Here is a 22,936-nt window from a genome sequence, read left to right as displayed (position 1 = left end):
CGCTCAAAACTACTTCTCTTCCACCGCCGGCACATCCGGCCACGCGTGGACCACGGCTTTAATCAGCGTCGCCAGCGGAATGGCGAAGAACACGCCCCAGAATCCCCACAGCCCGCCGAAAATCACCACCGATAAGATAATCACCAGCGGATGCAGGTTCACCGCTTCGGAGAACAGCACCGGTACCAGCAGGTTACCGTCCAGCCCCTGAATAATCAGGTACACCGCGAAGCAGCTCCAGAACTCAGTCCCCAGCCCAAACTGGAACAGCGCCACGCCAACCACCGGAATGGTCACCACAAACGCGCCGATGTACGGAATCAGGACCGATAACCCCACCAGCACCGCCAGCAGCAGCGAGTAGTTCAGGCCGAAAATAAGGAAGCCAATCCAGGTGGCGACCCCCACGACAATCATCTCCAGCACCTTGCCGCGAATGTAGTTGGTGATCTGCTGGTTCATCTCTTCCCAGACCTGCCCCGCCAGCCCGCGGTTGCGCGGTAAAATACGGCGTACGGCGTTGAGCATCTGGTCTTTATCTTTCACCAGGAAGAAGACCATCAGCGGCACGAGCACAAGGTAAACCGCCAGCGTCAGCAGTCCGACCAGCGAAGCCAGAGAGTATTTCACCACCGAATCGCCCATCGTCATGATGCGGGCGCGCATATTTTCCGCCATCGCGTCGATAATCCCGGCATCCATCAGGGCCGGGTAACGGCGCGGCAGCGTGGCGGCAAAATCAGAAAGCTTGTTGAGCATGCCGGGCATATCGCGAATAAGGTAGATCCCTTGCTGCCAGGCAACCGGCATCACCACAAAGGCCATTAACAGCAGGATGCCGACAAACAGCACCAGCACGATGCTGGTTGCCCAGCGACGGGAACAGCCGATGTGCTCCAGGCGCGCCGTTGGCCACTCCAGCAGGTACGCCAGCACAATCGCCACCAGCAGGGGCGCGAGCAGGCCGCTGAAGAAGAACAGAATACCGAACCCGGCAACCAGAATAACCAACAAAGCAATGGCTTCCGGGTCGCTGAACCGACGCCGGTACCACTGCATTAACATTTCGAGCATACAACCCTTCCCTGAATCGAATGGCGGGAGTGAGACGATGAATTGTATCTAACTGTCACAAAAAAGACTTTCGCTTTTTGTATCCCGATCACAATCCGCAAAAGCCTGATGAATGGGATTTTCTTCATGCTACAACACGGCTACACTCCCAGAGCAGCAGAGATGAACGATATACCGGTTCATCGGTCAAATTAGCACATCCAACATACAGGACAGTGGTTATGTTCAGGCAGTTGAGAAAAACACTGGTTGCGACACTGATTGCCGCGGTGACGGTCGGTCAGGTGTTGCCCGCTTTTGCTGACTCGTCCGATACATTGCCGGACATGGGCACCACAGCAGGAAGCACGCTCTCTATTGGGCAAGAGATGCAAATGGGGGATTACTATGTTCGCCAGCTGCGCGGCAGCGCCCCGCTGATTAACGACCCTTTGCTGGTACAGTACATTAACGGGCTGGGGATGCGTCTGGTTTCGCACGCCGACTCGGTAAAAACCCCCTTCCATTTCTATTTAATCAATAACGACGAAATCAACGCCTTCGCCTTCTTTGGCGGTAACGTGGTGCTGCATTCGGCGTTATTCCGTTACTCTGACAACGAAAGCCAGCTGGCCTCGGTAATGGCGCACGAAATTTCGCACGTCACCCAGCGTCATCTGGCGCGTGCGATGGAAGACCAGAAACGTAACGCCCCCCTCACCTGGGTGGGTGCACTGGGCTCTATTCTGCTGGCGATGGCCAGCCCGCAGGCCGGGATGGCGGCCCTGACCGGTACGCTGGCGGGAACGCGTCAGGGGATGATCAGCTTCACCCAGCAGAACGAGCAGGAAGCGGACCGCATCGGCATTCAGGTGTTACAGCGTTCGGGCTTTGACCCGCAGGCCATGCCGAGCTTCCTCGAAAAACTGCTCGATCAGGCGCGTTACTCTTCCCGTCCACCGGAAATTTTGCTCACTCACCCGCTGCCGGAAAGCCGTCTGTCGGACGCGCGTAACCGTGCCAACCAGATGCGTCCGGTCGTGGTCCAGTCTTCGCAGGATTTCTACATGGCGAAGGTGAGAACCCTGGGGATGTACAATTCCGGGCGTAACCAGCTCACCAGCGACCTGCTGGATACCCTGGCGAAAGGCAACGTGCGCGAGAAGAACGCCGCGCAGTATGGTCAGGCGCTCCAGGCGATGGAAGCCAGCAAATACGACGAGGCGCGTAAGGCGCTGCAGCCGCTTCTGGCAGCCGATCCGAACAACCCGTGGTACCTCGATCTGTCGACGGATATCGATCTGGGGCAGAAGAAGCCTGCCGATGCGATTAACCGCCTGAAAGGGGCGAAAGACGTCCGTACCAACCCGGTGCTGCAGCTTAACCTGGCGAACGCTTATCTGCAGGGCGGCCAGCCCGGCGAGGCGGCGACCATCCTCAACCGCTACACCTTTAATAATAAAGACGATCAAAACGGCTGGGATCTGCTCGCTCAGGCGGAAGCCCAGCTCGGCAACCGCGATCAGGAGCTGGCGGCGCGTGCCGAAGGTTTTGCCCTGGTGGGCCGCCTCGATCAGGCGATTTCCGCGCTCAGCAGCGCCAGCTCACAGGTCAAACTCGGCAGCCTCCAGCAGGCTCGCTACGACGCGCGTATCGATCAGCTACGCGGTCTGCAGCAGCGCTTTAAGCCGTACGAGAAGATGTAATAAAGGAGAATTCACGTCATGACAGACGCCGTAAAAATCTATCATAACCCTCGCTGCTCCAAGAGCCGCGATACCCTGAGCCTGCTGAAGTCTAACGGCGTGGAGCCGGAGGTGGTGCTGTACCTTGACACCCCACCTGACGCGCAAACCCTCCGCCAGCTGCTGCACATGCTGGGAATGGGCAGTGCAAGAGAACTGATGCGCCAGAAAGAAGATCTGTATAAGTCGCTTAACCTGGATGACAACCGTCTCACCGAGGCTGAACTGGTCCAGGCGATGGTTGAAAATCCAAAGCTGATTGAGCGCCCGATTGTGGTGGCGAACGGCCAGGCGCGCATTGGACGCCCGCCGGAAGACGTGCTCGAGATCCTCTAGTTCTTATGCCGCAGCGCTTCCAGAAAGGCCTGCGGCGTACTCTCTCCCAACTTTTTCTGGGCTTTCTCCCGGTTGTAAAATTCGCACAGCTGGATCAACAGCTCGCCTGCCGGTTCACTGTTCAGACGTGGAATGATGTCGCATAGCGGCGGAGCAACCTGAACGGCGGGGTATTGCTGTGGATGCACTGTCACGGCGGTATTGCGTTTCTCAAGCTTCACCTCGAAACCAAAAGTCTCAATAGATTGAATATCAGCCGGACAGGCTTCCAGCACGTCGTTCACCCAGTGGACCAGCAGCTGTGGAGAAATGCCCGCGTACAGCCGGGCGGAGCACCAGCCGCTCACGGGTTCACGCGCCCAGAGCAGATGCTGTTCACCGCCATCGTCCATATGCAGAGACAGAGGCTGATGATGTAACAGGAGTTTTTGCGGCACGATACCTGCCCTCAGCGCCTTTTTCCCCTGCAACGTCGCGCCCTTCTGCTTTACCGAAGCCGGTTTGAGGTAGCGGTTCAGGGTCGCGCGGGATACGGCGATCCCGAGTCCGTTATTGACCATCTGCAGCAGTTCGTCCAGCGGGGCACCCGTGATATCCCGCAGGGCATTGACCAGCGCAACCTGCTCCTGTCTCAATACTTTGTGTATCACTTTTGGCGTCGTGTGGTTATCCGAAACCTGGTCGCGGTTACGCCAGCGCCTGACTGTAGTGACCGAGATCCCCAGCTCAACGGCCAGCTCCCTGTCGCTTTTATCTGATTGCTGAAGATAGCGACGGATGCGCGGCGTCGTGGTGGCATTAGCATGCAGTTTAATTTCCATCGCAGGATCCTCAGAACCAATCTTGTGAGATTTATACTATACCAGCGATTACTTTGTGACCGATTTCACCTTTCGCTCGCCACGCTTCACTGATAATCCTCAGACATAACACAAACAACACCCCTCAATCTTGTACGGAGTTCACAATGAACAATGTTCTGGGATTTCTTGAAGCAAAACTGATGCCGCTGGCGGCCAAAACGGCCCAGCAGCGGCATCTCGGGGCCATTCGCGGCGCCTACGTCTCCTTCATGCCGTTTATCATCGTCGGCTCTATTCTGCTGGTGATCTCGTCGTTCCCGAATCAAGCCTATCAACAGTTTATGTCTCAGGCCTTTGGTGAGAGCTGGAGCGCCATTATCGAAATCCCGTTCAACGCGGTGTTCTCCACCATGTCGCTGTTCATCAGCTTCCTGGTCGCCTTCCGCCTGGCGGAACACTATGGCGAGGATCGCATCTCCTGCGGCATCCTGGCGCTGGTCGCCTTTCTCATCCTGACGCCCTTTATCAAAGTGGCGGAGAACGGCGGTATTACCGTCATTCCGGTGGAATGGATTGGCAGCAAAGGGCTGTTCGTGGCGATGATTGGTTCCCTGCTCTGGACGGAGCTGTTCTGCTGGCTCAAGCGCAAAAAACTGGTGATCAAAATGCCGGACGGCGTGCCTCCGGCGGTGCAGGAGTCGTTCGCCGCGCTGATCCCGGCCCTGCTGGTAATGATTCTGGTGCTGGGTATCCGCATCGTGTTTGAAAACACCCACTACAACACCATCCACCAGTTTATTTACGAAGTGGTTGCCACGCCGGTGCGCCACTATGGCACCTCATACTTTGGCGCGCTGATGACGGTGTTCAGCATCACCATTCTGTGGTCCGTGGGCATTAACTCCGGCTCGATGATCAACGGCATCATTCGACCGCTGTGGATGGAGAACCAGACCGACAACATCGCCGCGATTCAGGCAGGCACGACGCCGCCGCACATTATCACCGAACAGTTTTTTGACATGATCTGGATGGGCGGCGCGGGGGCCACGCTGTCGCTGGTGATTGCAATGCTGATTTTCGCCCGCAGCAAAAACATGCGTGAAGTGGCGCGCCTCGGCGCCGGGGCATCGGTGTTTAACATCAACGAACCGATCCTGTTTGGCCTGCCGGTGATCATGAACCCGATCATGCTTATCCCGTTCAACCTGGTGCCGCTGGTGCTGGTCACCGTGCAGTATGCGGCGATGAAGATTGGCGCGGTTGCCGTCACCACCGGGGTGTTTATTCCCTGGACGCTGCCGCCGGTCATCAGCGGTTTTATCGTCACCGGTCACCTGAGCGGCAGCGTGATGCAGCTGATCAACCTGCTGATTGGCGCCATGCTGTATCTGCCTTTTATGCGTATCGTGGACAAACAGTACCGCGCGGCGGAAATGGCCACCGTTACGCAAACCGACACCACCCTTGCAAAACAGGAGTAACGCATGTGGGGAATTATCGCGACCTGGCGAATGGCGCTTGAAGGCGTCACCGAGTCTGCATCTGCGCTGGCTGCGGGGAAACCGGTCTCGGCAGCGGTGGTGGATGCCGTCGCCGCCGTCGAAGACTTTCCGTTTTATAAATCCGTCGGCTACGGCGGGCTGCCCACCGAAAATGGTGAGGTGGAGCTGGACGCCGCCTACATGGACGGCGACACGCTGGCGTTTGGTGCCGTGGGCAACCTGGTGGATATCGCCAACCCGGTGCGCGTGGCGCATGCGTTAAGCCGCCAGCGCTACAACAGCCTGCTGGTCGGCCAGGGCGCGCGGGAATGGGCGCTGAGCCAGGGCTTTGCCGACAAAACCATGCTCACCGACCGCGCCATGCAGCACTACCGCAAACGCTGCCGCGAAACGCTGGATAAGGGCTTAAGCCCTTACGACGGACATGACACCGTCGGCATTATCGGCCTCGATAAACAGGGCTCAATGAGCGTCGCTACCTCCACCAGCGGCCTGTTCATGAAAAAACGCGGTCGACTCGGCGATTCGCCGATCATCGGCTCCGGCTTTTACTGTGACAGCGAAACCGGCGCCGCCACCGCCACGGGCGTCGGTGAAGATCTGATGAAAGGCTGCACCAGTTACGAAATCGTTCGCCGCATGGCGCAGGGTATGACGCCGCAGCAGGCGGCGGATTCGGTGGTGTTCGAACTGGAGGACAAGCTGATGTCGCGCTTTGGCCGCGTGGGCGATCTCTCCGTGGTGTGCATGAATAACAGGGGCGAATTTGGTGCCGCTACCAACATCAAAACCTTTTCGTTCGTGGTGGCGACGGCTCGCCAGCCCCTCACCGTTTTTCGTACCGAACGCCTGCGGGAGAAAACGCATTATCACGCGGTAGACGATGAGTGGATGCAGGCCTATGCCGCGCGGATCCGCGCGCCGATTGAGGAGTCATGATGATTACGTATCAGTTTATCACCGCGCTTTCCGACGCGAAGCCGCAGAGCCATTTGATTGCCTCCGCCTCCTGTACGCTTTTGCCCGAAACGGCGCTTGTCGCGGAAATGCGCGAGTATGCCAGCATCGCTGACACCCGCTTTGGCTGCGCCCCGTTTGCCCGGATCACCCTGCTGCCCGATGCGCTCTGGCAGGATAGCCTGACCGAAGGATTACTGACGGCGCTGCGCCCGCTGCTGGCCTCGCCCGTCAGTCCCGAACTGATACTGGACGTGACTGATATCGACGATGTGGTGCTGGCGCAGGTGCTGCGTTTTCTCTTTAATCAGGCGCACAGGCTAAGCGATTTGCAGTTGAAGAAAACCAGTGACAGCGTCCGTCTTGAGCGCATCACCGCCCTCTGCTTACCCGAACAGCAGGACCAACTGGCGGTTATTTTCCGCCAGCAGCAGGCCATCGCCCACGGCATGGTCGCGGCGCGACGTCTGGCGGATACCCCGTCCGACCGCTGCACGCCGCAGTTTGTGGTGGAAGAGGCGCAAAGACTGTGTGCCGCCTTCCCTGCCCTGCGGTGCGAAGTGCTGAATGAAAAGCAAATCGTTGAGGACGGTCTGGGGCTGCTGCACGCCGTCGGCAAAGGGGCGACATGTCCGCCGCGCCTGCTGGCGATTCATTATGACGGTGTCAACGACGGTCCGGTGCGCTGCTATGTGGGTAAAGGCATTACCTTTGATACCGGCGGCCTGTGGCTGAAGGAAGGCGCGGGCATGTACACCATGAAATACGACATGTGCGGTGCGGCTAATGTGCTGGGCCTGATGCTGACCGTCGCAGAGCTGGCGCTGCCCGTACGCATTATGGGCGTGCTGGCGCTGGCGGAAAACGCCATCGGCCCGGACGCCATGCAGCCCGGCACGGTAGCAACGGCCTGCAACGGGATCACCGTTGAAATCAACAACACCGATGCCGAAGGCCGACTGGTGCTGGCGGACGCCATCGCCTGGGCCAGCCAGCGCCATCCGCAGGCGCGCTATATCATTGATATGGCCACCTTAACCGGTGCGGTCGTGAAGGCGCTGGGGTATGAGCTGAGCGGGCTGATGACGCAGGATGAACCGCTGCGCGCGGCGCTTACGCTGGCGGGTAAGCAGAGCGGTGATGAAGTGTGGTCCCTGCCGCTGGATGCGCGGCTGAAAAAGCAGACCGACAGCGCGATTGCCGATCTGTGCAACACGCCGACCAACAATGCGGCGATCAGCGCCTCGGCGGCGTGGCTGCTGCATCACTTCTGCCCGCCGACAATTCCGTGGGTCCATCTGGACATCAGCGGTACGGCGCTGTGGCGTGAAAGTGGGCGAAGCGTGGCATCGGGAAGACCGATTCCACTGCTGGTTGAGCATCTAATGGGGGATCTTTAGCCGGGTGGTGGCTGCGCCTTACCCGGCCTACAAAGTGCGGCAGGTTTTCGTAGGCCCGGTAAGGCGCAGCCGCCACCGGGCAAAAAGCTCAAAGCTTGAGAATATCTTTCACAAACGGAATGGTCAGCTTGCGCTGGGCGGTAATGGAGGCGCGATCGAGCTGATCGAGCGTATCAAACAGCGTGCGCATTTCGCGATCCAGTCGTTTAAGCAGGAAACGGCCCACGTCTTCCGGCAGCTCAAACCCGCGCTGCTTCGCACGCAGCTGTAACGCCTGAAGCTTATCTTCATCCGACAGCGGCTGAAGCTTGTAGATTTGCCCCCAGTCCAGGCGAGACGCCAGATCCGGCAGTCCCAGATTCAGCTGGCGAGGCGGACGATCGCCGGTGATCAGCAGCCGGGTTTTCCCCGATTCCAGAATGCGGTTGTAGAGGTTAAAGATCGCCATTTCCCACGGCTCATCCCCCGCCACGCATTCGATATTATCAATGCACACCAGCGAGAGATGTTCCATTCCCTCAAGCACCTCAGGCACGAACCAGGTACGTTTATCCAGCGGCACGTAGCCTACCGCATCGCCGCGCGCCGAAAGCTCCGCGCAGGCGGCATGCAGCAGGTGGCTGCGCCCCGCGCCTTCGCGTGACCAGATATAGATGTATCCGCTGTGTTCCTGGCGCAGCACGTTTTGCAGTGCAGCCAGTAAAGAGGGGTTATCACCCGGCCAGAAACTCGCGAAAGTTTCGTCGTCAGGGAGATAGAGTGGCAGAGAGAGCTGTGCCGGTCCGTTCAGAAGTACCTCAACCAGATCTTACATAAAATCGGCATGGAGTTTAACACGGAACCTGCAAGGAGAGAACCGGGCGGATCGTCCACCCGGTTATAGGATCAGTGTGACGCTTTTTCGTTTTCGTCAGCGTCCAGCACCACCTCTTCCGGACGGATCACGGAGATCAGCTTGAAAATCAGGCTCAGGCCCACGCCGACGATGGTCGCCAGCGCCATGCCTTTCAGCTCGGCCGCACCAATGTGCACCTTCGCGCCGCTGACGCCGATAATCAGGATCACCGAGGTCAGGATCAGGTTCTGCGCCTTGCTGTAATCCACTTTGGATTCAATCAGCACGCGAATACCGGAGGCACCGATCACGCCGTACAGCAGCAGAGAAACGCCGCCCATCACCGGAACCGGGATGATCTGAATCGCTGCCGCCAGCTTGCCGACGCAGGAGAGCAGAATGGCGATGATAGCCGCGCCGCCGATAACCCAGGTGCTGTAGACGCGGGTAATCGCCATCACGCCGATGTTTTCACCGTAGGTGGTGTTTGGCGTAGAACCAAAGAAACCGGAGATGATGGTGGAGAAACCGTTCGCAAACATGGAGCGGTGCAGGCCCGGATCGCGGATTAAATCGCGCTTAACAATGTTCGCCGTCACCACCAGGTGGCCGACGTGCTCCGCAATCACCACCAGCGCCGCAGGCAGAATGGTGAAGATCGCAAACCATTCGAAGCGCGGCGTATAGAAGGTTGGCAGCGCGAACCAGTGCGCCTCGGCAATCGGGGTGGTATCCACCACGCCCATCACGAAGGAGAGCGCGTAGCCCGCCAGCACGCCGATCAGGATCGGGATAATCGCCATAAAGCCGCGGAACAGCACGGAACCAAACACCGTTACGCCCAGGGTCACCAGCGAGATGATAATGGTTTTGGAATCCGGTGACTGGCCGTCAGCAGGCAGCAGGCCGGCCATATTCGCCGCGACGCCCGCCAGCTCAAGACCAATGACGGCCACGATGGCGCCCATCGCCGCAGGTGGGAACATCACGTCCAGCCAGCCGGTACCGGCTTTCTTCACAATGAAGGAGACCAGGCAGAACAGCACGCCACACATGATAAAGCCGCCCAGCGCGACCTCATAACCCAGCGGCAGCAACAATAACACCGGAGAGATAAAGGCGAAGCTCGACCCGAGATACGCCGGAATTTTGCCTTTACAGATGAAGAGGTACAGCAGCGTACCGATGCCGTTGAACAGCAGCACGGTAGCCGGGTTAATGTGGAACAGGATTGGCACCAGCACGGTTGCGCCAAACATGGCGAACAGGTGCTGCAAACTAAGCGGGATAGTCTGTAAAAGCGGCGGTCTTTCACTCACCCCGATAGCACGGCGCGTCATAGTGTTTTCCTCTGAGTAGTATCGTTGTTGGTGTTTTATTCAAAAAAAAGCCGACTATCAAAGTCGGCTTATTTATCGTTATTCGATTATTTCGTACCAAAGATCTTATCGCCGGCATCGCCGAGCCCCGGGATGATGTACCCGTGCTCGTTCAGGCCCTGGTCGATAGAGGCGGTATACAGCTCAACGTCCGGGTGCGCTTTTTCCAGCGCCGCGATCCCTTCCGGTGCCGCAACCAGCACCAGCACTTTAATGCTGCTGCAGCCCGCTTTTTTCAGCAGGTCGATGGTGGCAATCATTGAACCGCCGGTTGCCAGCATCGGGTCAACCACCAGCGCCATACGCTCGTCGATGTTGGACACCAGCTTCTGGAAGTAAGGAACCGGCTCGAGGGTTTCTTCGTTACGGTAGATCCCGACCACGCTAATGCGCGCGCTTGGCACGTGCTCCAGCACGCCTTCCATCATGCCGAGACCGGCACGCAGGATTGGCACAACGGTAATTTTCTTACCTTTGATCTGCTCAACCTGCACCGGGCCGTTCCAGCCTTCGATGGTGACTTTTTCCGTTTCCAGATCGGAGGTCGCTTCGTAGGTCAGCAGGCTGCCGACTTCAGAGGCCAGTTCGCGAAAACGCTTCGTGCTGATGTCATGCTCACGCATCAGGCCCAACTTGTGTTTAACGAGTGGGTGTTTCACTTCCACAATCTTCATTCTCTTTCTCCTCTGAATGGCATCCGCAAAAAAATCGCGGGATTATACCGCTTTTTTCGGATTAGGCCATACCCATGTTGCTTGACAGGGATCAAGCAAAGACAAAAAAGCCGGAGACTGAGTTCCGGCTTGGGTGCGGGTTCTGCCCGGTGGCGCTGCACTTACGCGGGCCTACGTGTATTGTAGGTCGGGTAAGCGTTAGCGCCACCCGACAATTACAGGTTATCCCCGTTGCTCGCAATCACCTGCTTATACCAGTCGAACGACTTCTTCTTGCTGCGGTTCAGCGTGCCGTTGCCTTCGTTGTCTTTATCGACAAAGATAAAGCCGTAGCGTTTTTTCATTTCGCCCGTACCGGCAGACACCAGGTCGATACAGCCCCACGGGGTATAGCCCATCAGGTCTACGCCATCTTCTACCACCGCTTTTTTCATCTCGCTGATGTGGGCGGCCAGGTAGTCAATTCGGTACTGGTCGTTCACCGTGCCGTCGCTCTCCTGCACGTCGATTGCGCCAAAGCCGTTCTCAACGATAAACAGCGGCAGCTGGTAGTGATCCCAGAACCAGTTGAGGGAGTAGCGCAGCCCCACCGGGTCAATCTGCCAGCCCCAGTCGGATTTCTGCACGTACGGGTTAGAGACCAGGCTCTTGCTCTCGTCATAGTCCAGCTGCGGGTTATCCGCCGTCGCCTTGGTGGCGAAGGACATATAATAGCTAAACCCGATGTAGTCCACGCAGCCCTGCGTCAGCGCCGCTTTATCTTCTTCGGTAATATCCAGCGCGAAGCCGCGACGTTCGAAGTAGTTGAGCAGATGCTGCGGGTACTTGCCGCGCACGTGCACGTCGGTGAACCAGTAGCGGCGGTGCATGGCGTTCATCGCCATCATCATATCGTCCGGCGCGCAGGTCAGTGGATAGATAGGACACATGGCAATCATGCAGCCGATCTGCAGGGACGGGTTAATCTCGCGCCCCGCCTTCACCGCCAGCGCGCTGGCCACCAGCTCATAGTGCGCGGCCTGGAACATTACCGGCTCGCGATCTTCGCCCGGCGCGTACTTCAGCCCCGAGTTGGTGAATGGGGCAAAGTCTTCGTGGAAGTTGGCCTGGTTGTTGATCTCGTTAAAGGTCATCCAGTACTTCACCTTGTGCTGATAGCGCTGGAAAACCACTTTTGCAAAACGAACGAAGAAGTCGATCAGCTTACGGTTGCGCCAGCCGCCGTATTCCGTGACCAGATGAAACGGCATCTCGAAGTGAGACAGGGTAATAACCGGTTCGATGCCGTGCTTCAGACACTCGTCGAACAGGTCGTCATAGAATTTCAGGCCTGCCTCGTTCGGCTCAAGCTCGTCGCCTTTCGGGAAGATCCGCGTCCAGGCAATAGAGGTGCGGAAGCATTTGAACCCCATCTCGGCAAAGAGTTTGATGTCTTCTTTATAGCGGTGATAGAAATCGATGGCTTCATGGTTAGGGTAGTTTTTCCCGTCCAGCACGCCGTTGGTGATTTCACGCGGCACGCCGTGCGCGCCTGCGGTCATCACATCGGCCACACTCACCCCCTTGCCGCCCTCTTTCCAGCCGCCTTCGAGCTGGTGCGCCGCAACCGCACCGCCCCACAGAAAATCTGCTTTAAATCCTGACATTCACTTTCCCTCATTCTGCGTTATTTTCTGCAAAAACAATTACAGAAACCGGTTTCAGTTGAATGATGTGCAAAGCCGTTTCGGGTTGCAAGGAGAATACCGAAACCGGTTTCATTTTCGTGAACAGACGCAAGTTTGGGCGCACTGGCAGGCTGCGCGTAAAAAAAGATCCCTACGTCCAGAATAGGCTCGCAAACGTTTGCCTGGACTGTTAGAATTGCGCCGATTTTTCTTACTAGCTATGCAATCGCGTGGGGATTTAAGCCGTGACCAACAAAACTTCTCTCAGCTACAAAGATGCCGGTGTTGATATTGACGCAGGTAATGCGCTGGTTGACCGAATCAAAGGTGTGGTGAAAAAAACCCGCCGCCCGGAAGTGATGGGTGGTCTGGGTGGATTCGGCGCACTGTGCGCGCTGCCGCAAAAATATCGTGAACCTGTTCTGGTCTCGGGAACTGACGGTGTAGGCACTAAACTGCGCCTGGCGATGGATTTAAAGCGTCACGACACAATCGGTATCGATCTGGTCGCGATGTGCGTGAATGACCTGGTGGTTCAGGGCGCAGAGCCGCTGTTCTTCCTCGATTACTACGCGACCGGCAAACTGGACGTAGATACCGCGGCAAGCGTGATCAACGGTATCGCCGAAGGGTGCCTGCAGTCTGGCTGTGCGCTGGTTGGCGGTGAAACCGCGGAAATGCCGGGCATGTATCACGGCGAAGATTATGACGTCGCGGGCTTCTGCGTCGGTGTAGTAGAAAAATCAGAAATTATCGACGGCAGCAAAGTGGCCGATGGCGATGTGCTGATCGCGCTGGCCTCCAGCGGCCCGCACTCCAACGGCTACTCCCTGGTGCGTAAAATCATCGAAGTGAGCGGCTGTGACCCGCTGACGACCGAACTTGACGGTAAACCGCTGGCTGACCATCTGCTGGCCCCGACCCGCATCTACGTGAAAAACGTGCTTGAGCTTATCGAGAACGTCGACGTTCACGCTATCGCTCACCTGACCGGCGGCGGCTTCTGGGAAAACATCCCGCGCGTCCTGCCGGACAACACCCAGGCGGTGATCGACGAATCCTCATGGCAGTGGCCAGCCGTGTTTAACTGGCTGCAGACCGCAGGCAACGTGAGCTCCCACGAAATGTACCGCACCTTTAACTGCGGCGTGGGCATGGTTATCGCCCTGCCAGCAAGCGAAGCGGATAAAGCGGTCAAGCTGCTGACTGAAAAAGGTGAAAACGCGTGGAAAATCGGTACGATTAAAGCCTCCGATTCCGAACAGCGTGTGGTCATTGAATGAAAAACATCGTGGTGCTCATTTCCGGCAACGGAAGCAATTTGCAGGCGATAATTGACGCCTGCAAACAGAAGAAAATCAATGGCACCATTCGGGCAGTTTTCAGCAACAAGGCCGACGCGTTCGGCCTTGAGCGCGCGCGGGAAGCGAACATCCCTGCGCACGCGCTGGAAGCCAGCCAGTTCGCCGGGCGTGAAGCCTTTGACCGCGAGCTGGTGCATGAGATTGATGCCTACGCACCGGACGTGGTCGTACTGGCGGGCTATATGCGTATTCTGAGCCCGGCTTTTGTAGAACACTTCGCCGGACGTCTGCTGAATATCCACCCTTCCCTGCTGCCGAAATATCCCGGCCTGCACACCCATCGTCAGGTTCTGGAAAACGGCGATGAGGAGCACGGCACCTCCGTGCATTTCGTTACCGACGAGCTGGACGGCGGTCCGGTGATCCTGCAGGCTAAAGTCCCGGTCTTTGACGGCGACAGCGAAGAAGACGTGACCGAACGCGTGCAGACCCAGGAGCATGCCATCTACCCGCTGGTGGTAAGCTGGTTTGTCGACGGGCGTCTCGAAATGCGCGACGGCGCAGCCTGGCTGGATGGCGTGAAGTTACCCCCGCAGGGTCATGCTGCCGAAGAGTAGTCTCTTTGAATTGCCCGGCGGCGCTTCGCTTGCACGGGCCTACGATCCCGTAGGTCGTGATAAGCGCAGCGCCCCCCTCCCCCAACCCTCTAAATTCCCCAACAAAAAAAATAACTGTCATACTTTTCTGGCACTGTTGGACATATCGTGGAAATGCTCGCCATAATAAGGACGAGACGGATTTACCACGTCCTGTGATTGAACTGGAGTGTGAGCTGTAATGGGTCAGGAAAAGTTATATATCGAGAAAGAGCTAAGCTGGTTAGCATTTAACGAACGTGTACTCCAGGAAGCGGCAGACAAAAGTAACCCGCTGATCGAGCGCATGCGTTTTTTGGGCATCTATTCCAACAACCTGGATGAGTTCTACAAGGTTCGCTTTGCCGAGCTGAAAAGACGCATCATCATCAGCGAAGAACAGGGCCTAAACTCGCACTCGCGGCACCTGCTGGGCAAAATCCAGTCCCGCGTGTTGAAAGCCGATCAGGAATTTGACGGCCTGTATAACGAACTGCTGCTGGAGATGGCGCGTAATCAAATCTTCCTGATTAACGAACGTCAGCTTTCCGTTAACCAACAAAACTGGCTGCGCCACTACTTTAAACAGTACCTGCGCCAGCACATTACCCCGATTCTGATCAACCGCGAAACCGATCTGGTGCAGTTCCTGAAAGATGACTACACCTATCTGGCCGTGGAAATTATTCGCGGTGAATCCATCCGCTACGCGCTGCTGGAGATCCCGTCCGACAAGGTACCGCGCTTTGTGAACCTGCCGCCGGAAACCCCGCGCAGACGCAAGCCGATGATCCTGCTCGATAACATCCTGCGCTACTGTCTGGACGATATCTTCAAAGGCTTCTTCGATTACGATGCGTTAAACGCCTACTCGATGAAGATGACCCGTGACGCCGAATATGACCTGGTGCACGAGATGGAAGCCAGCCTGATGGAGCTGATGTCGTCCAGCCTGAAACAGCGCCTGACGGCCGAGCCGGTACGCTTTGTCTATCAGCGCGATATGCCGGACGCCATGGTGGAGATGCTGCGCGAGAAGCTGACCATTTCGCGCTATGACTCCATCGTACCGGGTGGTCGTTACCACAACTTTAAAGATTTTATTGGTTTCCCGAACGTCGGAAAAGCCAATCTGGTGAACAAGCCGCTGCCGCGCCTGCGCCATCTGTGGTTCGATAAATTCCGCAACGGATTCGACGCCATCCGCGAACGCGATGTCCTGCTCTATTATCCGTACCACACCTTCGAGCACGTGCTGGAACTGCTGCGTCAGGCCTCGTTCGACCCGAGCGTGCTGGCGATCAAAATCAACATCTACCGCGTGGCAAAAGATTCCCGCATCATCGACGCGATGATCCATGCGGCGCACAACGCCAAAAAAGTCACCGTGGTGGTTGAGCTGCAGGCGCGCTTCGACGAAGAGGCAAACATTCACTGGGCGCGTCGTCTGACGGAAGCCGGTGTGCACGTCATCTTCTCCGCGCCGGGGCTGAAAATTCACGCCAAGCTGTTCCTCATCTCCCGTAAAGAGGGCGACGAGGTGGTGCGTTATGCCCACATCGGTACCGGGAACTTTAACGAGAAAACGGCGCGAATCTATACCGACTACTCGCTGCTGACTGCCGATGCCCGCATCACTAACGAAGTGCGCCGGGTCTTTAACTTTATTGAGAACCCGTACCGTCCGGTGAACTTTGACTATCTGCTGGTCTCGCCGCAGAACTCGCGCCGTCTGCTGTACGATATGATCGATAAAGAGATCGCCAATGCCCAGAAAGGGCTGTCGTCCGGCATCACGCTGAAGCTTAACAACCTGGTTGATAAAGGGCTGGTGGACAGGCTGTACGCGGCGTCCAGCTCCGGCGTGCCGGTTAATCTGCTGATCCGCGGCATGTGCTCGCTGATCCCGGAACTGGAAGGCATCAGCGACAATATTCGCGTGATCAGCATTGTTGACCGCTACCTGGAACACGATCGCGTCTATATTTTCGATAATGCGGGTGATAAACAGGTCTATCTCTCTTCGGCAGACTGGATGACGCGCAATATTGACTACCGAATTGAAGTCGCGGCACCGCTGCTGGATCCGCGCCTGAAGCAGCAGATCCTCGACATCATCGAGATTCTGTTCAGCGATACCGTGAAAGCACGCTATATCGACAAAGAACTCAGTAACCGCTATGTACCGCGTGGCAACCGCCGCAAAGTGCGGTCGCAACTGGCGATTTACGACTATATCAAATCACTCGAGCAACCCGATTAACCTATGCCGATAAATGATAAGACCCCACGCCCGCAGGAATTCGCCGCGGTCGATCTTGGCTCTAACAGTTTCCACATGGTCATCGCCCGTGAGGTGGATGGCGCACTGCAGATCATCGGTCGTCTGAAGCAGCGGGTACACCTGGCGGATGGCCTTGATGAACGCAGCATGCTCAGCGAAGAGGCAATGGAGCGTGGGTTAAACTGCCTGTCGCTGTTTGCTGAACGCCTGCAGGGCTTCTCGCCCTCCAGCGTCTGCATCGTGGGCACCCACACACTGCGCCAGGCGCTGAACGCGCCGGAGTTTCTCAAACGGGCCGAAAAAGTGATCCCCTACCCGATTGAGATCATCTCCGGCAACGAGGAAGCGCGTCTGATTTTCATGGGCGTTGAGCACACCCAGCCGGAAAAAGGGCGCAAGCTGGTTATCGATATCGGCGGCGGCTCAACGGAGCTTGTGATCGGCGAAGACTTTGAGCCTCGCCTGGTGGAAAGCCGCCGTATGGGCTGCGTCAGCTTCGCGCAGATGTATTTCCCGGGCGGCACCATCACCCGCGAGAACTTCCAGCGTGCGCGTATGGCGGCCGTCCAGAAACTGGAAAACCTGGCCTGGCAGTACCGAATTCAGGGCTGGAACGTGGCGCTGGGCGCGTCAGGCACCATCAAAGCGGCGCATGAAGTGCTGCTGGCGATGGGTGAAAAAGACGGGTTTATCACGCCTGAACGCCTGACATTGCTGACCGAAGAAGTGCTGAAGCATAAAAGTTTTGACGCCTTAAGCCTGCCGGGTCTTTCCGACGAGCGTAAGGCGGTCTTCGTGCCGGGGCTGGCTATTCTCTGCGGCGTGTTTGATGCCCTCGCCATTAAAGAGCTGCGCCTTTCCGACGGCGCGCTGCGCGAAGGCGTGCTGTACGAAATGGAAGGCCGCTTCCGCCATCAGGATATTCGCAGCCGTACCGCGCAAAGCCTGGCCAACCAGTACAACATCGACCGCGAACAGGCGAAGCGCGTGCTGGACACCACGGTGCAGATGTACGAACAGTGGGAAGAACAGAATCCGAAGCTCGCGCACCCGCAGCTTGCCGCGCTGTTGAAATGGGCCGCGATGCTGCACGAGGTGGGGCTGAACATCAACCACAGCGGGATGCATCGCCATTCGGCCTACATTCTGCAAAACAGCGATCTGCCCGGCTTCAACCAGGAGCAGCAAACCATGATGGCGACCCTGGTGCGTTATCACCGCAAAGCCATCAAGCTCGACGATCTGCCGCGCTTCACGCTGTTTAAGAAGAAGCAGTTCCTGCCGCTTATTCAGCTGCTGCGCCTGGGCGTGCTGCTCAATAACCAGCGCCAGGCCACCACCACGCCGCCCACGCTGAAGCTTAAAACTGACGATCATCACTGGACGCTGAGCTTCCCACACGACTGGTTCAGCCAGAACGCGCTGGTCCTGCTGGACCTGGAAAAAGAGCAGCAGTACTGGGAAGCGGTCACCGGCTGGCTGCTCAAAATTGAAGAAGAGAGCGCCGACGTCGCCGCGTAACAGTTCAGGCGTCCGCGCAGGACGTCTCAGCTTCCAGCAGTGACTCAAGCGGTGCCGGCCTGCCAATCAGATAGCCCTGCACATAATCGATACCTAGCGCGTGAACCGCGCTACGTATCTCTTCCGTCTCGACGTACTCAGCCACCACCAGCATCTTCTTCATGCGCGCCAGATGGCAGATAGACGCTACGATCTGATAATCCAGGCTGTTATTGACGATATTGCGGATAAAGCTGCCGTCAATCTTGAGAATGTCGGCATCCACGCTTTTCAGCCGCGCATAGCTCGCATACCCGGTACCAAAATCATCAATCGCAATGCGTACCCCCATTTTCTGCAGCTGCTGGAGAATATGTAGCGCCTGCTCCCCGCTGCCGAAGGTGCTGCACTCCGTCACCTCAAAAATCAGCTGCCACGGCTCAATGGCGTATTTTGCCAGCAGGCGACTTACCTCAAGCGGGAACTGTACCCGACACACGGTCGACGGGGCCAGATTAATGGCAAAGCGCTGACCGGGAAGTGTTTCGCGATGCGCTGCAAGGAAGCGCAGGGTATGCTCCAGCACCCACAAATCCACCCGCGAGGAGAGACCAAACTCCTGCGCGACGGGCAGGAATTGGTCGGGGGAGATCAATAGCCCGTTGATATCCGGCATCCGCAGCAGAACTTCGTGATAGCGATCGCCACGCAGGCCGCGAACGGGTTGAACCAGCAGGGCGAATTCGTCGTTATCGAGTGCCTTTTGCAGGCGGCTCATCATCGCGACTTTATCCTTCAGGCTGCGCTGCAAATGGATGGCCCCACGCTGCTGAAGATTTTCCGGATGGTTGGAGGAGAGCGACAGATCGGCAACCACGCCCAGTTCGCCCAGCACCAGATAAAGATGGTTAACCGGGGACCGGACATAGCAATAGCTCACGCCCACCTGCGGCTGCAGCGGCATCCCGTCCCAGACAAAGCGAAACTGTTTGATATGCTCGTCCAGGGCTTCAATCCGCTGCTGGTGTGATTCCGCATTGAGCCGTACCGCCATGTCATACCCGGTGAGGTGATACACCTGCTCATTGGGCTGGAGCGTGCCATTCACCCACTGCGCCAGCTGCTGTTTGTACTGAATGCGCAGCAACACGCCGTAATTTCGGCCCAGAATTTCCAGCTCCGGAATGCGCAGCAGGCAGAGAGCCGACCACGGGTTTTTCGCCAGTTCACGCGACAGCGCCCGCAGGTTAGGCATATGGACGACCGGGTCGAGTAGCGCCAGCCTGCGGGAGCGTTTGTTCACCGCGCGCTGCCGGGTCGCCAGCATCGACATATAAATCACCACAAACGAGAAGACCAGGTAACTGGAAGAGGTGATCGCCAGCTGAATGTCATACCCCTGGTTCACCGGGATATAGTGGTAAAAATAGTGAATAGACACCAGCAGCACCGGTATCCAGATCAGCGACACCAGCTTATAGCCAAAACGCATCGCGCCCCAGAGCATCACCGGCATCAGCAGCGACAAGGTGTAGTTGGTGGTAAAAATGGAGCTGTTTTCATTCATCGGGAGCAGCAGCAGCGAAAGCAGCCCGCCAAGCGCGATTGCCCACACCAGAAACTCAACGATCGTCACCTTTTTGTCTATCTGGGAACGGACCTGCGAGATAAGGCTTTTAAGATAACGCGGATGACGAATCAGGCGGATCAGCAGATAGCTCAGCGGCACGCCCGTCAGTCCGCTGACCAGCAACGCCTGGTAGTTGATGAGCGTGCGAATATTAAGAGGGTTTAATCCCGCCAGGCTCTGGCGGCTCTCATACACGCCTAAATACACCGCAAACTGAAACAGTAACAGAAACAGCGTCGCGGGGCAGAAGGCCTGCCAGAAGATGCGCTGCGCCATCAGCCGGATGTCGCCGTACGCGGTCATATTCCGTCTGGGCGCAAACACCCGGTAGCCGCCCCAGCTGAGCACTAAAGGGACGATAAAATGGAGCACGCCGGCGACGGTTTCAAACATCCCGACCGAGGGGTAATAGCGGATAAACAGTGACAATACGATCCCGGGCAGCGCTTCCAGGCCAAAGAACATCATCAGCGAAAGCAAAAATGAGAGGGGTAAATAATAGAGTGCCACAATGCCGTCGCCCAACTGCGTTAGCGTATTCGCAATGCTCAGCACGGGAAGTAAAACCACCGGTAAAATAAGCGGCAATGCCCACCAGCGGTTTTCATTTTTTTTCAGGAAAGCGAGAATGTTCATAGATGCCCGGTTAAACCCCTATCGCTCCAGAGGGAAATAAAGACAGGCATCCGACCTGACGTACGTCCCGCCCGGCAGCGTGCCGGGCGAACAGTGTGGAGGAAGGATTTTAAATATCAGGGCCAGGAATCCGTTGACATAAATCAAACTACTTTACGCAAATAACGTTTTGCGACGTTTTTCTACAATTATTTTCTTCATATTATCAATATGGTAAATGTATTAATTAATCTCAATAACATTAATTAATGTAAACATTGACGGTTATTTACACATCACAGAATTGACCCCATCTTCCCGCTGTGCCTTAATATCCTTATCGCCCAAAAGGGCTTACCCAGGAAAAACAGAGTGAGTCAGGTCACGCGTATGCGCAAACGACATCGATTTAACACCCGAATGACCCGCATCATACTGCTCATCAGCTTCCTGTTTTTCTTTGGCCGCTTCGTTTACTCTTCGATTGGCGCCTGGTACCACCATCAGGATAAAACCCAGTCGCAGCAATCCAGCCTGACCGTCGACACAGCTGACCGCTAAACCGCCAAAGGATGTTGCACGAGCCGAATAAGGGCCGCGATCCCTTTGCTGAGGATTTTATCCTGCCGCATGACCACCGCCAGCTGCCGCTGCAGCATGGGCATCAGCGACATCACGCATAGCCCTTCACGATCGACATCCTGTTCGACCGCCATTCGCGGCACAATACTGTAGCCCAGCCCCGCGCGAACCATGCGTTTGATCGACTCGATGCTGCCAAGCTGCATCACCGGCGCGATCGCCAATCCACTGGCTGCAAACCAGCCATCGATCAGCGCCCGGGTCCCGCTGCCTGATTCAAAGGCAATCAGCGGATGAGCGTGCAGCGCCTCCGGCGTGAAATCCCGGAAAACATCCTGCTGCTCCCGCGAGGCGATAAACACAAACTCTTCGTCCATCACCGGCATGACGTCCAGCGCTCTGCCGCTCACCGGCAGCGTGACCAGCCCCACATCGAGACGGTTCTCTTCGATGGCCCTGACGATGTCGAGGGTGTTGCCCGTTGTCACCCCCACGCTCAGGAGCGGATAGTCGCGGCGCAGCTGCTCCAGCAGGGGCGGGAGAAGATGGATGCAGGCCGTTGCCCCCGTGCCAAGCGTAATGGTGCCGCTCACGTCGTGACTGAACGCACTCACGGACCGGATGGCGTCATCCACCGCCTGCTGAATACGCTCCCCATGCATCAGCAAAGCCTGCCCGGCGGCCGTCGCCTTAATTCCCCGCCCGGTACGCTCTACCAGCCGCGTTTGCAGAAACTGCTCCAGCTGGCGTATTTGCAGGCTGACGGCGGGCTGTGAAATGCCCAGCACGTCCGCTGCCGCTGAAAAGCTGCCGCGCTGGATCACCAGACGGAAGGTGGTGAGATAGCCCAGATTAAGCGTCGTCATTCAAAGTTTCTCTTATACCGCGCATAAGGTTACGGCCCTGCCAGCACAATACCGCGCCCGTTATGCTCAGGACAACTGCATAGCGGAATGAAAAATAATGGAAACACCTGCCCTGCCACGCCGCCTCGCCCTCATGGCGGGATGTAATCAACTCATCAACTGGGGGATCTCGTTTTATATGCCCGGCACCTTTGCGCTGGCCATTGCAGCCGACCGGGGATGGTCGTCACCGCAGATTTACCTCGGCCTGACGCTGGCGATGCTGGTGATGGCGGCGGTTTCGCCCTTTGTGGCCCACCTGCTGGCACGCTTTGGCGGTCAGACGGTGGTGATGAGCGGCACGCTGCTGATCGCCGCAAGCTGCGCCTGTATGGCGTATACCCAGACGCTATTTGGCTGGTACTGCGCCTGGCTGGTCATCGGTGTAGGGATGCGCCTGTCGCTGTACGATGCGCTATTCGCCGCGCTGGTGAATCTTTACGGGCAGCAGGCGCGCAGAACAATCTCCCGCGTCACGCTGGCGGGCGGGCTGGCTTCCGCCGTCTTCTGGCCGCTGGGCGATGCTCTGCTTCATGTGATGAGCTGGCAGGAGGCGCTGCGCGTCTATGCTCTCTTCGGCCTGCTGAGCGCGGCGCTGATAAGAACGCTCCCCCGTCAGCGGCTGACGGTGACGACACAGTTCGCCGCGCCGCCCCTGAACAACGAGCGGCGCAACGGCTGGCTTTATGCCGCCTTCATTGCCCTCATCACCTTTGTCTCTAACGGCACCTCCACCCATCTGCCGGAGTTTATTGCCCACTTCAACCTGCCGGTCGCCATCGGCATGCTGTGGGGGATCGGCCAGACGGGCGCCCGCTCGCTGGAAGTGCTGGCGGGTGCCCGTTTAACCCCCTTCAAACTCACGCTTTTTACCGCGCTCGCCATGCCGCTCTGCTTTCTTCTGGGGTTGAGTAGCGCTCTGTTTGTGTGGTGTGCGGCCGGGTTTGTGCTGGGCTATGGCGCCATGAACGGGCTGGTCACCATCGTGAAAGCCACGCTGCCGCTGGAACTGTTCAGCGCGGAAAGCTATGCCCGCCGCACCGGCATGCTGCTGATCCCCGGCCAGCTGATGGCGGCAGCCTCACCGTTTGCCTATGCATGGCTGAATAAAACGCTGGGGATCGCGG

General features: G+C 57.3%; 19 protein-coding genes. 11 read left to right on the top strand and 8 right to left on the bottom strand.

Translation table 11 applies throughout. The features are described from left to right. Positions 1-9: 9 nt before the first annotated feature. On the bottom strand, positions 10-1,074 hold the full coding sequence (locus DOU50_RS17295) for an AI-2E family transporter (protein ID WP_024907566.1): 1,065 nt from the start codon (positions 1,072-1,074) through the stop codon (positions 10-12). A 221-nt stretch (positions 1,075-1,295) separates the two neighbouring features. Between DOU50_RS17295 and bepA the strand changes: the two genes are divergently transcribed. Both bepA and arsC read left to right on the top strand, forming a co-directional pair. Further along, positions 1,296-2,759 carry a beta-barrel assembly-enhancing protease gene (bepA, locus tag DOU50_RS17290; protein WP_048991275.1) on the top strand — a complete coding sequence of 488 codons (1,464 nt, stop codon included), beginning with the start codon at positions 1,296-1,298 and terminating at the stop codon, positions 2,757-2,759. Positions 2,760-2,777: 18 nt separating this feature from the next. Further along, positions 2,778-3,134, top strand: a complete 357-nt coding sequence (gene arsC / locus DOU50_RS17285; protein ID WP_024907564.1) for an arsenate reductase (glutaredoxin) — start codon at positions 2,778-2,780, stop codon at positions 3,132-3,134. On the opposite strand, the gene DOU50_RS17280 is transcribed toward arsC, so the two are convergent. Further along, positions 3,131-3,955, bottom strand: coding sequence for an XRE family transcriptional regulator (locus DOU50_RS17280; protein ID WP_148769810.1), 825 nt, complete (start codon positions 3,953-3,955; stop codon positions 3,131-3,133). The genes arsC and DOU50_RS17280 overlap by 4 nt on opposite strands. Before the next feature lie 146 nt (positions 3,956-4,101). Between DOU50_RS17280 and celB the strand changes: the two genes are divergently transcribed. From celB to DOU50_RS17265, 3 genes are read left to right on the top strand one after another with little or no spacing between them, the layout of a single operon-like run. Then, a complete protein-coding gene (celB, locus tag DOU50_RS17275; RefSeq protein ID WP_024907562.1) occupies positions 4,102-5,421 on the top strand; it encodes a PTS cellobiose transporter subunit IIC in 1,320 nt (439 codons plus the stop codon). Between the two features lie 3 nt (positions 5,422-5,424). Continuing rightward, complete coding sequence (locus tag DOU50_RS17270; protein WP_024907561.1) at positions 5,425-6,381, top strand: N(4)-(beta-N-acetylglucosaminyl)-L-asparaginase; 957 nt, start codon at positions 5,425-5,427, stop codon at positions 6,379-6,381. Then, positions 6,381-7,799: a leucyl aminopeptidase family protein gene (locus DOU50_RS17265; protein ID WP_148769828.1), complete on the top strand. Its 1,419-nt coding sequence runs from the start codon at positions 6,381-6,383 to the stop codon at positions 7,797-7,799. Before DOU50_RS17270 ends, DOU50_RS17265 begins: the two co-directional genes overlap by 1 nt. An 88-nt stretch (positions 7,800-7,887) precedes the next feature. Here DOU50_RS17265 and DOU50_RS17260 read toward each other — a convergent pair whose 3' ends face one another. The 4 genes from DOU50_RS17260 to DOU50_RS17245 all read right to left on the bottom strand — a co-directional run bounded on the left by DOU50_RS17260 (position 7,888) and on the right by DOU50_RS17245 (position 12,333). Then, positions 7,888-8,589 (bottom strand): DnaA inactivator Hda, encoded by a 702-nt coding sequence (locus DOU50_RS17260; RefSeq protein ID WP_166792068.1) that lies wholly within the window; start codon positions 8,587-8,589, stop codon positions 7,888-7,890. 95 nt (positions 8,590-8,684) lie between these two features. Then, positions 8,685-9,974: a uracil permease gene (gene uraA / locus DOU50_RS17255; protein ID WP_032675304.1), complete on the bottom strand. Its 1,290-nt coding sequence runs from the start codon at positions 9,972-9,974 to the stop codon at positions 8,685-8,687. A gap of 86 nt (positions 9,975-10,060) precedes the next feature. Beyond that, entirely contained in the window at positions 10,061-10,687 is a 627-nt protein-coding gene (gene upp / locus DOU50_RS17250) for a uracil phosphoribosyltransferase (protein ID WP_008501641.1), read from the bottom strand. 215 nt (positions 10,688-10,902) lie between these two features. Beyond that, a complete protein-coding gene (locus DOU50_RS17245) occupies positions 10,903-12,333 on the bottom strand; it encodes a 6-phospho-beta-glucosidase (protein WP_148769809.1) in 1,431 nt (476 codons plus the stop codon). A gap of 266 nt (positions 12,334-12,599) precedes the next feature. Between DOU50_RS17245 and purM the strand changes: the two genes are divergently transcribed. The 4 genes from purM (at position 12,600) to ppx (ending at position 18,098) form a co-directional block, all read left to right on the top strand. Beyond that, on the top strand, positions 12,600-13,637 hold the full coding sequence (gene purM / locus DOU50_RS17240; protein WP_024907556.1) for a phosphoribosylformylglycinamidine cyclo-ligase: 1,038 nt from the start codon (positions 12,600-12,602) through the stop codon (positions 13,635-13,637). Then, entirely contained in the window at positions 13,634-14,275 is a 642-nt protein-coding gene (gene purN / locus DOU50_RS17235) for a phosphoribosylglycinamide formyltransferase (protein ID WP_032646794.1), read from the top strand. Before purM ends, purN begins: the two co-directional genes overlap by 4 nt. Positions 14,276-14,495: 220 nt before the next feature. After that, positions 14,496-16,556, top strand: a complete 2,061-nt coding sequence (gene ppk1, locus DOU50_RS17230; protein ID WP_024907554.1) for a polyphosphate kinase 1 — start codon at positions 14,496-14,498, stop codon at positions 16,554-16,556. Between the two features lie 3 nt (positions 16,557-16,559). Beyond that, positions 16,560-18,098, top strand: a complete 1,539-nt coding sequence (gene ppx / locus DOU50_RS17225) for an exopolyphosphatase (RefSeq protein WP_024907553.1) — start codon at positions 16,560-16,562, stop codon at positions 18,096-18,098. A gap of 4 nt (positions 18,099-18,102) precedes the next feature. On the opposite strand, the gene DOU50_RS17220 is transcribed toward ppx, so the two are convergent. Beyond that, positions 18,103-20,343: an EAL domain-containing protein gene (locus tag DOU50_RS17220; protein ID WP_148769808.1), complete on the bottom strand. Its 2,241-nt coding sequence runs from the start codon at positions 20,341-20,343 to the stop codon at positions 18,103-18,105. A 351-nt stretch (positions 20,344-20,694) separates the two neighbouring features. Here DOU50_RS17220 and DOU50_RS17215 point away from each other — a divergent pair, with 351 nt between their 5' ends. Continuing rightward, positions 20,695-20,883: a YfgG family protein gene (locus DOU50_RS17215; protein WP_021241815.1), complete on the top strand. Its 189-nt coding sequence runs from the start codon at positions 20,695-20,697 to the stop codon at positions 20,881-20,883. On the opposite strand, the gene DOU50_RS17210 is transcribed toward DOU50_RS17215, so the two are convergent. Next, complete coding sequence (locus tag DOU50_RS17210) at positions 20,880-21,770, bottom strand: LysR family transcriptional regulator (RefSeq protein WP_148769807.1); 891 nt, start codon at positions 21,768-21,770, stop codon at positions 20,880-20,882. The two genes, DOU50_RS17215 and DOU50_RS17210, sit on opposite strands and share 4 nt — an antisense overlap. A 97-nt stretch (positions 21,771-21,867) precedes the next feature. Between DOU50_RS17210 and DOU50_RS17205 the strand changes: the two genes are divergently transcribed. Then, on the top strand, positions 21,868-22,936 hold a 1,069-nt coding region (locus tag DOU50_RS17205; protein ID WP_148769806.1), incomplete at its 3' end, for an MFS transporter.

Source organism: Enterobacter sp. C6 (assembly GCF_008122455.1).
Classification (GTDB): domain Bacteria; phylum Pseudomonadota; class Gammaproteobacteria; order Enterobacterales; family Enterobacteriaceae; genus Enterobacter; species Enterobacter pseudoroggenkampii.
This window is presented reverse-complemented; position numbering and strand designations above follow the sequence as displayed.

Coding starts and splice junctions, on each gene's coding strand:
- bepA (WP_048991275.1), top strand. CDS start 1,296: ATGTTCAGGCAGTTGAGAAAAACACTGGTTGCGACACTGATTGCCGCG.
- DOU50_RS17245 (WP_148769809.1), bottom strand. CDS start 12,333: ATGTCAGGATTTAAAGCAGATTTTCTGTGGGGCGGTGCGGTTGCGGCG.
- upp (WP_008501641.1), bottom strand. CDS start 10,687: ATGAAGATTGTGGAAGTGAAACACCCACTCGTTAAACACAAGTTGGGC.
- ppk1 (WP_024907554.1), top strand. CDS start 14,496: ATGGGTCAGGAAAAGTTATATATCGAGAAAGAGCTAAGCTGGTTAGCA.
- DOU50_RS17280 (WP_148769810.1), bottom strand. CDS start 3,955: ATGGAAATTAAACTGCATGCTAATGCCACCACGACGCCGCGCATCCGT.
- DOU50_RS17220 (WP_148769808.1), bottom strand. CDS start 20,343: ATGAACATTCTCGCTTTCCTGAAAAAAAATGAAAACCGCTGGTGGGCA.
- celB (WP_024907562.1), top strand. CDS start 4,102: ATGAACAATGTTCTGGGATTTCTTGAAGCAAAACTGATGCCGCTGGCG.
- DOU50_RS17270 (WP_024907561.1), top strand. CDS start 5,425: ATGTGGGGAATTATCGCGACCTGGCGAATGGCGCTTGAAGGCGTCACC.
- DOU50_RS17265 (WP_148769828.1), top strand. CDS start 6,381: ATGATTACGTATCAGTTTATCACCGCGCTTTCCGACGCGAAGCCGCAG.
- purN (WP_032646794.1), top strand. CDS start 13,634: ATGAAAAACATCGTGGTGCTCATTTCCGGCAACGGAAGCAATTTGCAG.
- DOU50_RS17295 (WP_024907566.1), bottom strand. CDS start 1,074: ATGCTCGAAATGTTAATGCAGTGGTACCGGCGTCGGTTCAGCGACCCG.
- arsC (WP_024907564.1), top strand. CDS start 2,778: ATGACAGACGCCGTAAAAATCTATCATAACCCTCGCTGCTCCAAGAGC.
- ppx (WP_024907553.1), top strand. CDS start 16,560: ATGCCGATAAATGATAAGACCCCACGCCCGCAGGAATTCGCCGCGGTC.
- uraA (WP_032675304.1), bottom strand. CDS start 9,974: ATGACGCGCCGTGCTATCGGGGTGAGTGAAAGACCGCCGCTTTTACAG.
- DOU50_RS17210 (WP_148769807.1), bottom strand. CDS start 21,770: ATGACGACGCTTAATCTGGGCTATCTCACCACCTTCCGTCTGGTGATC.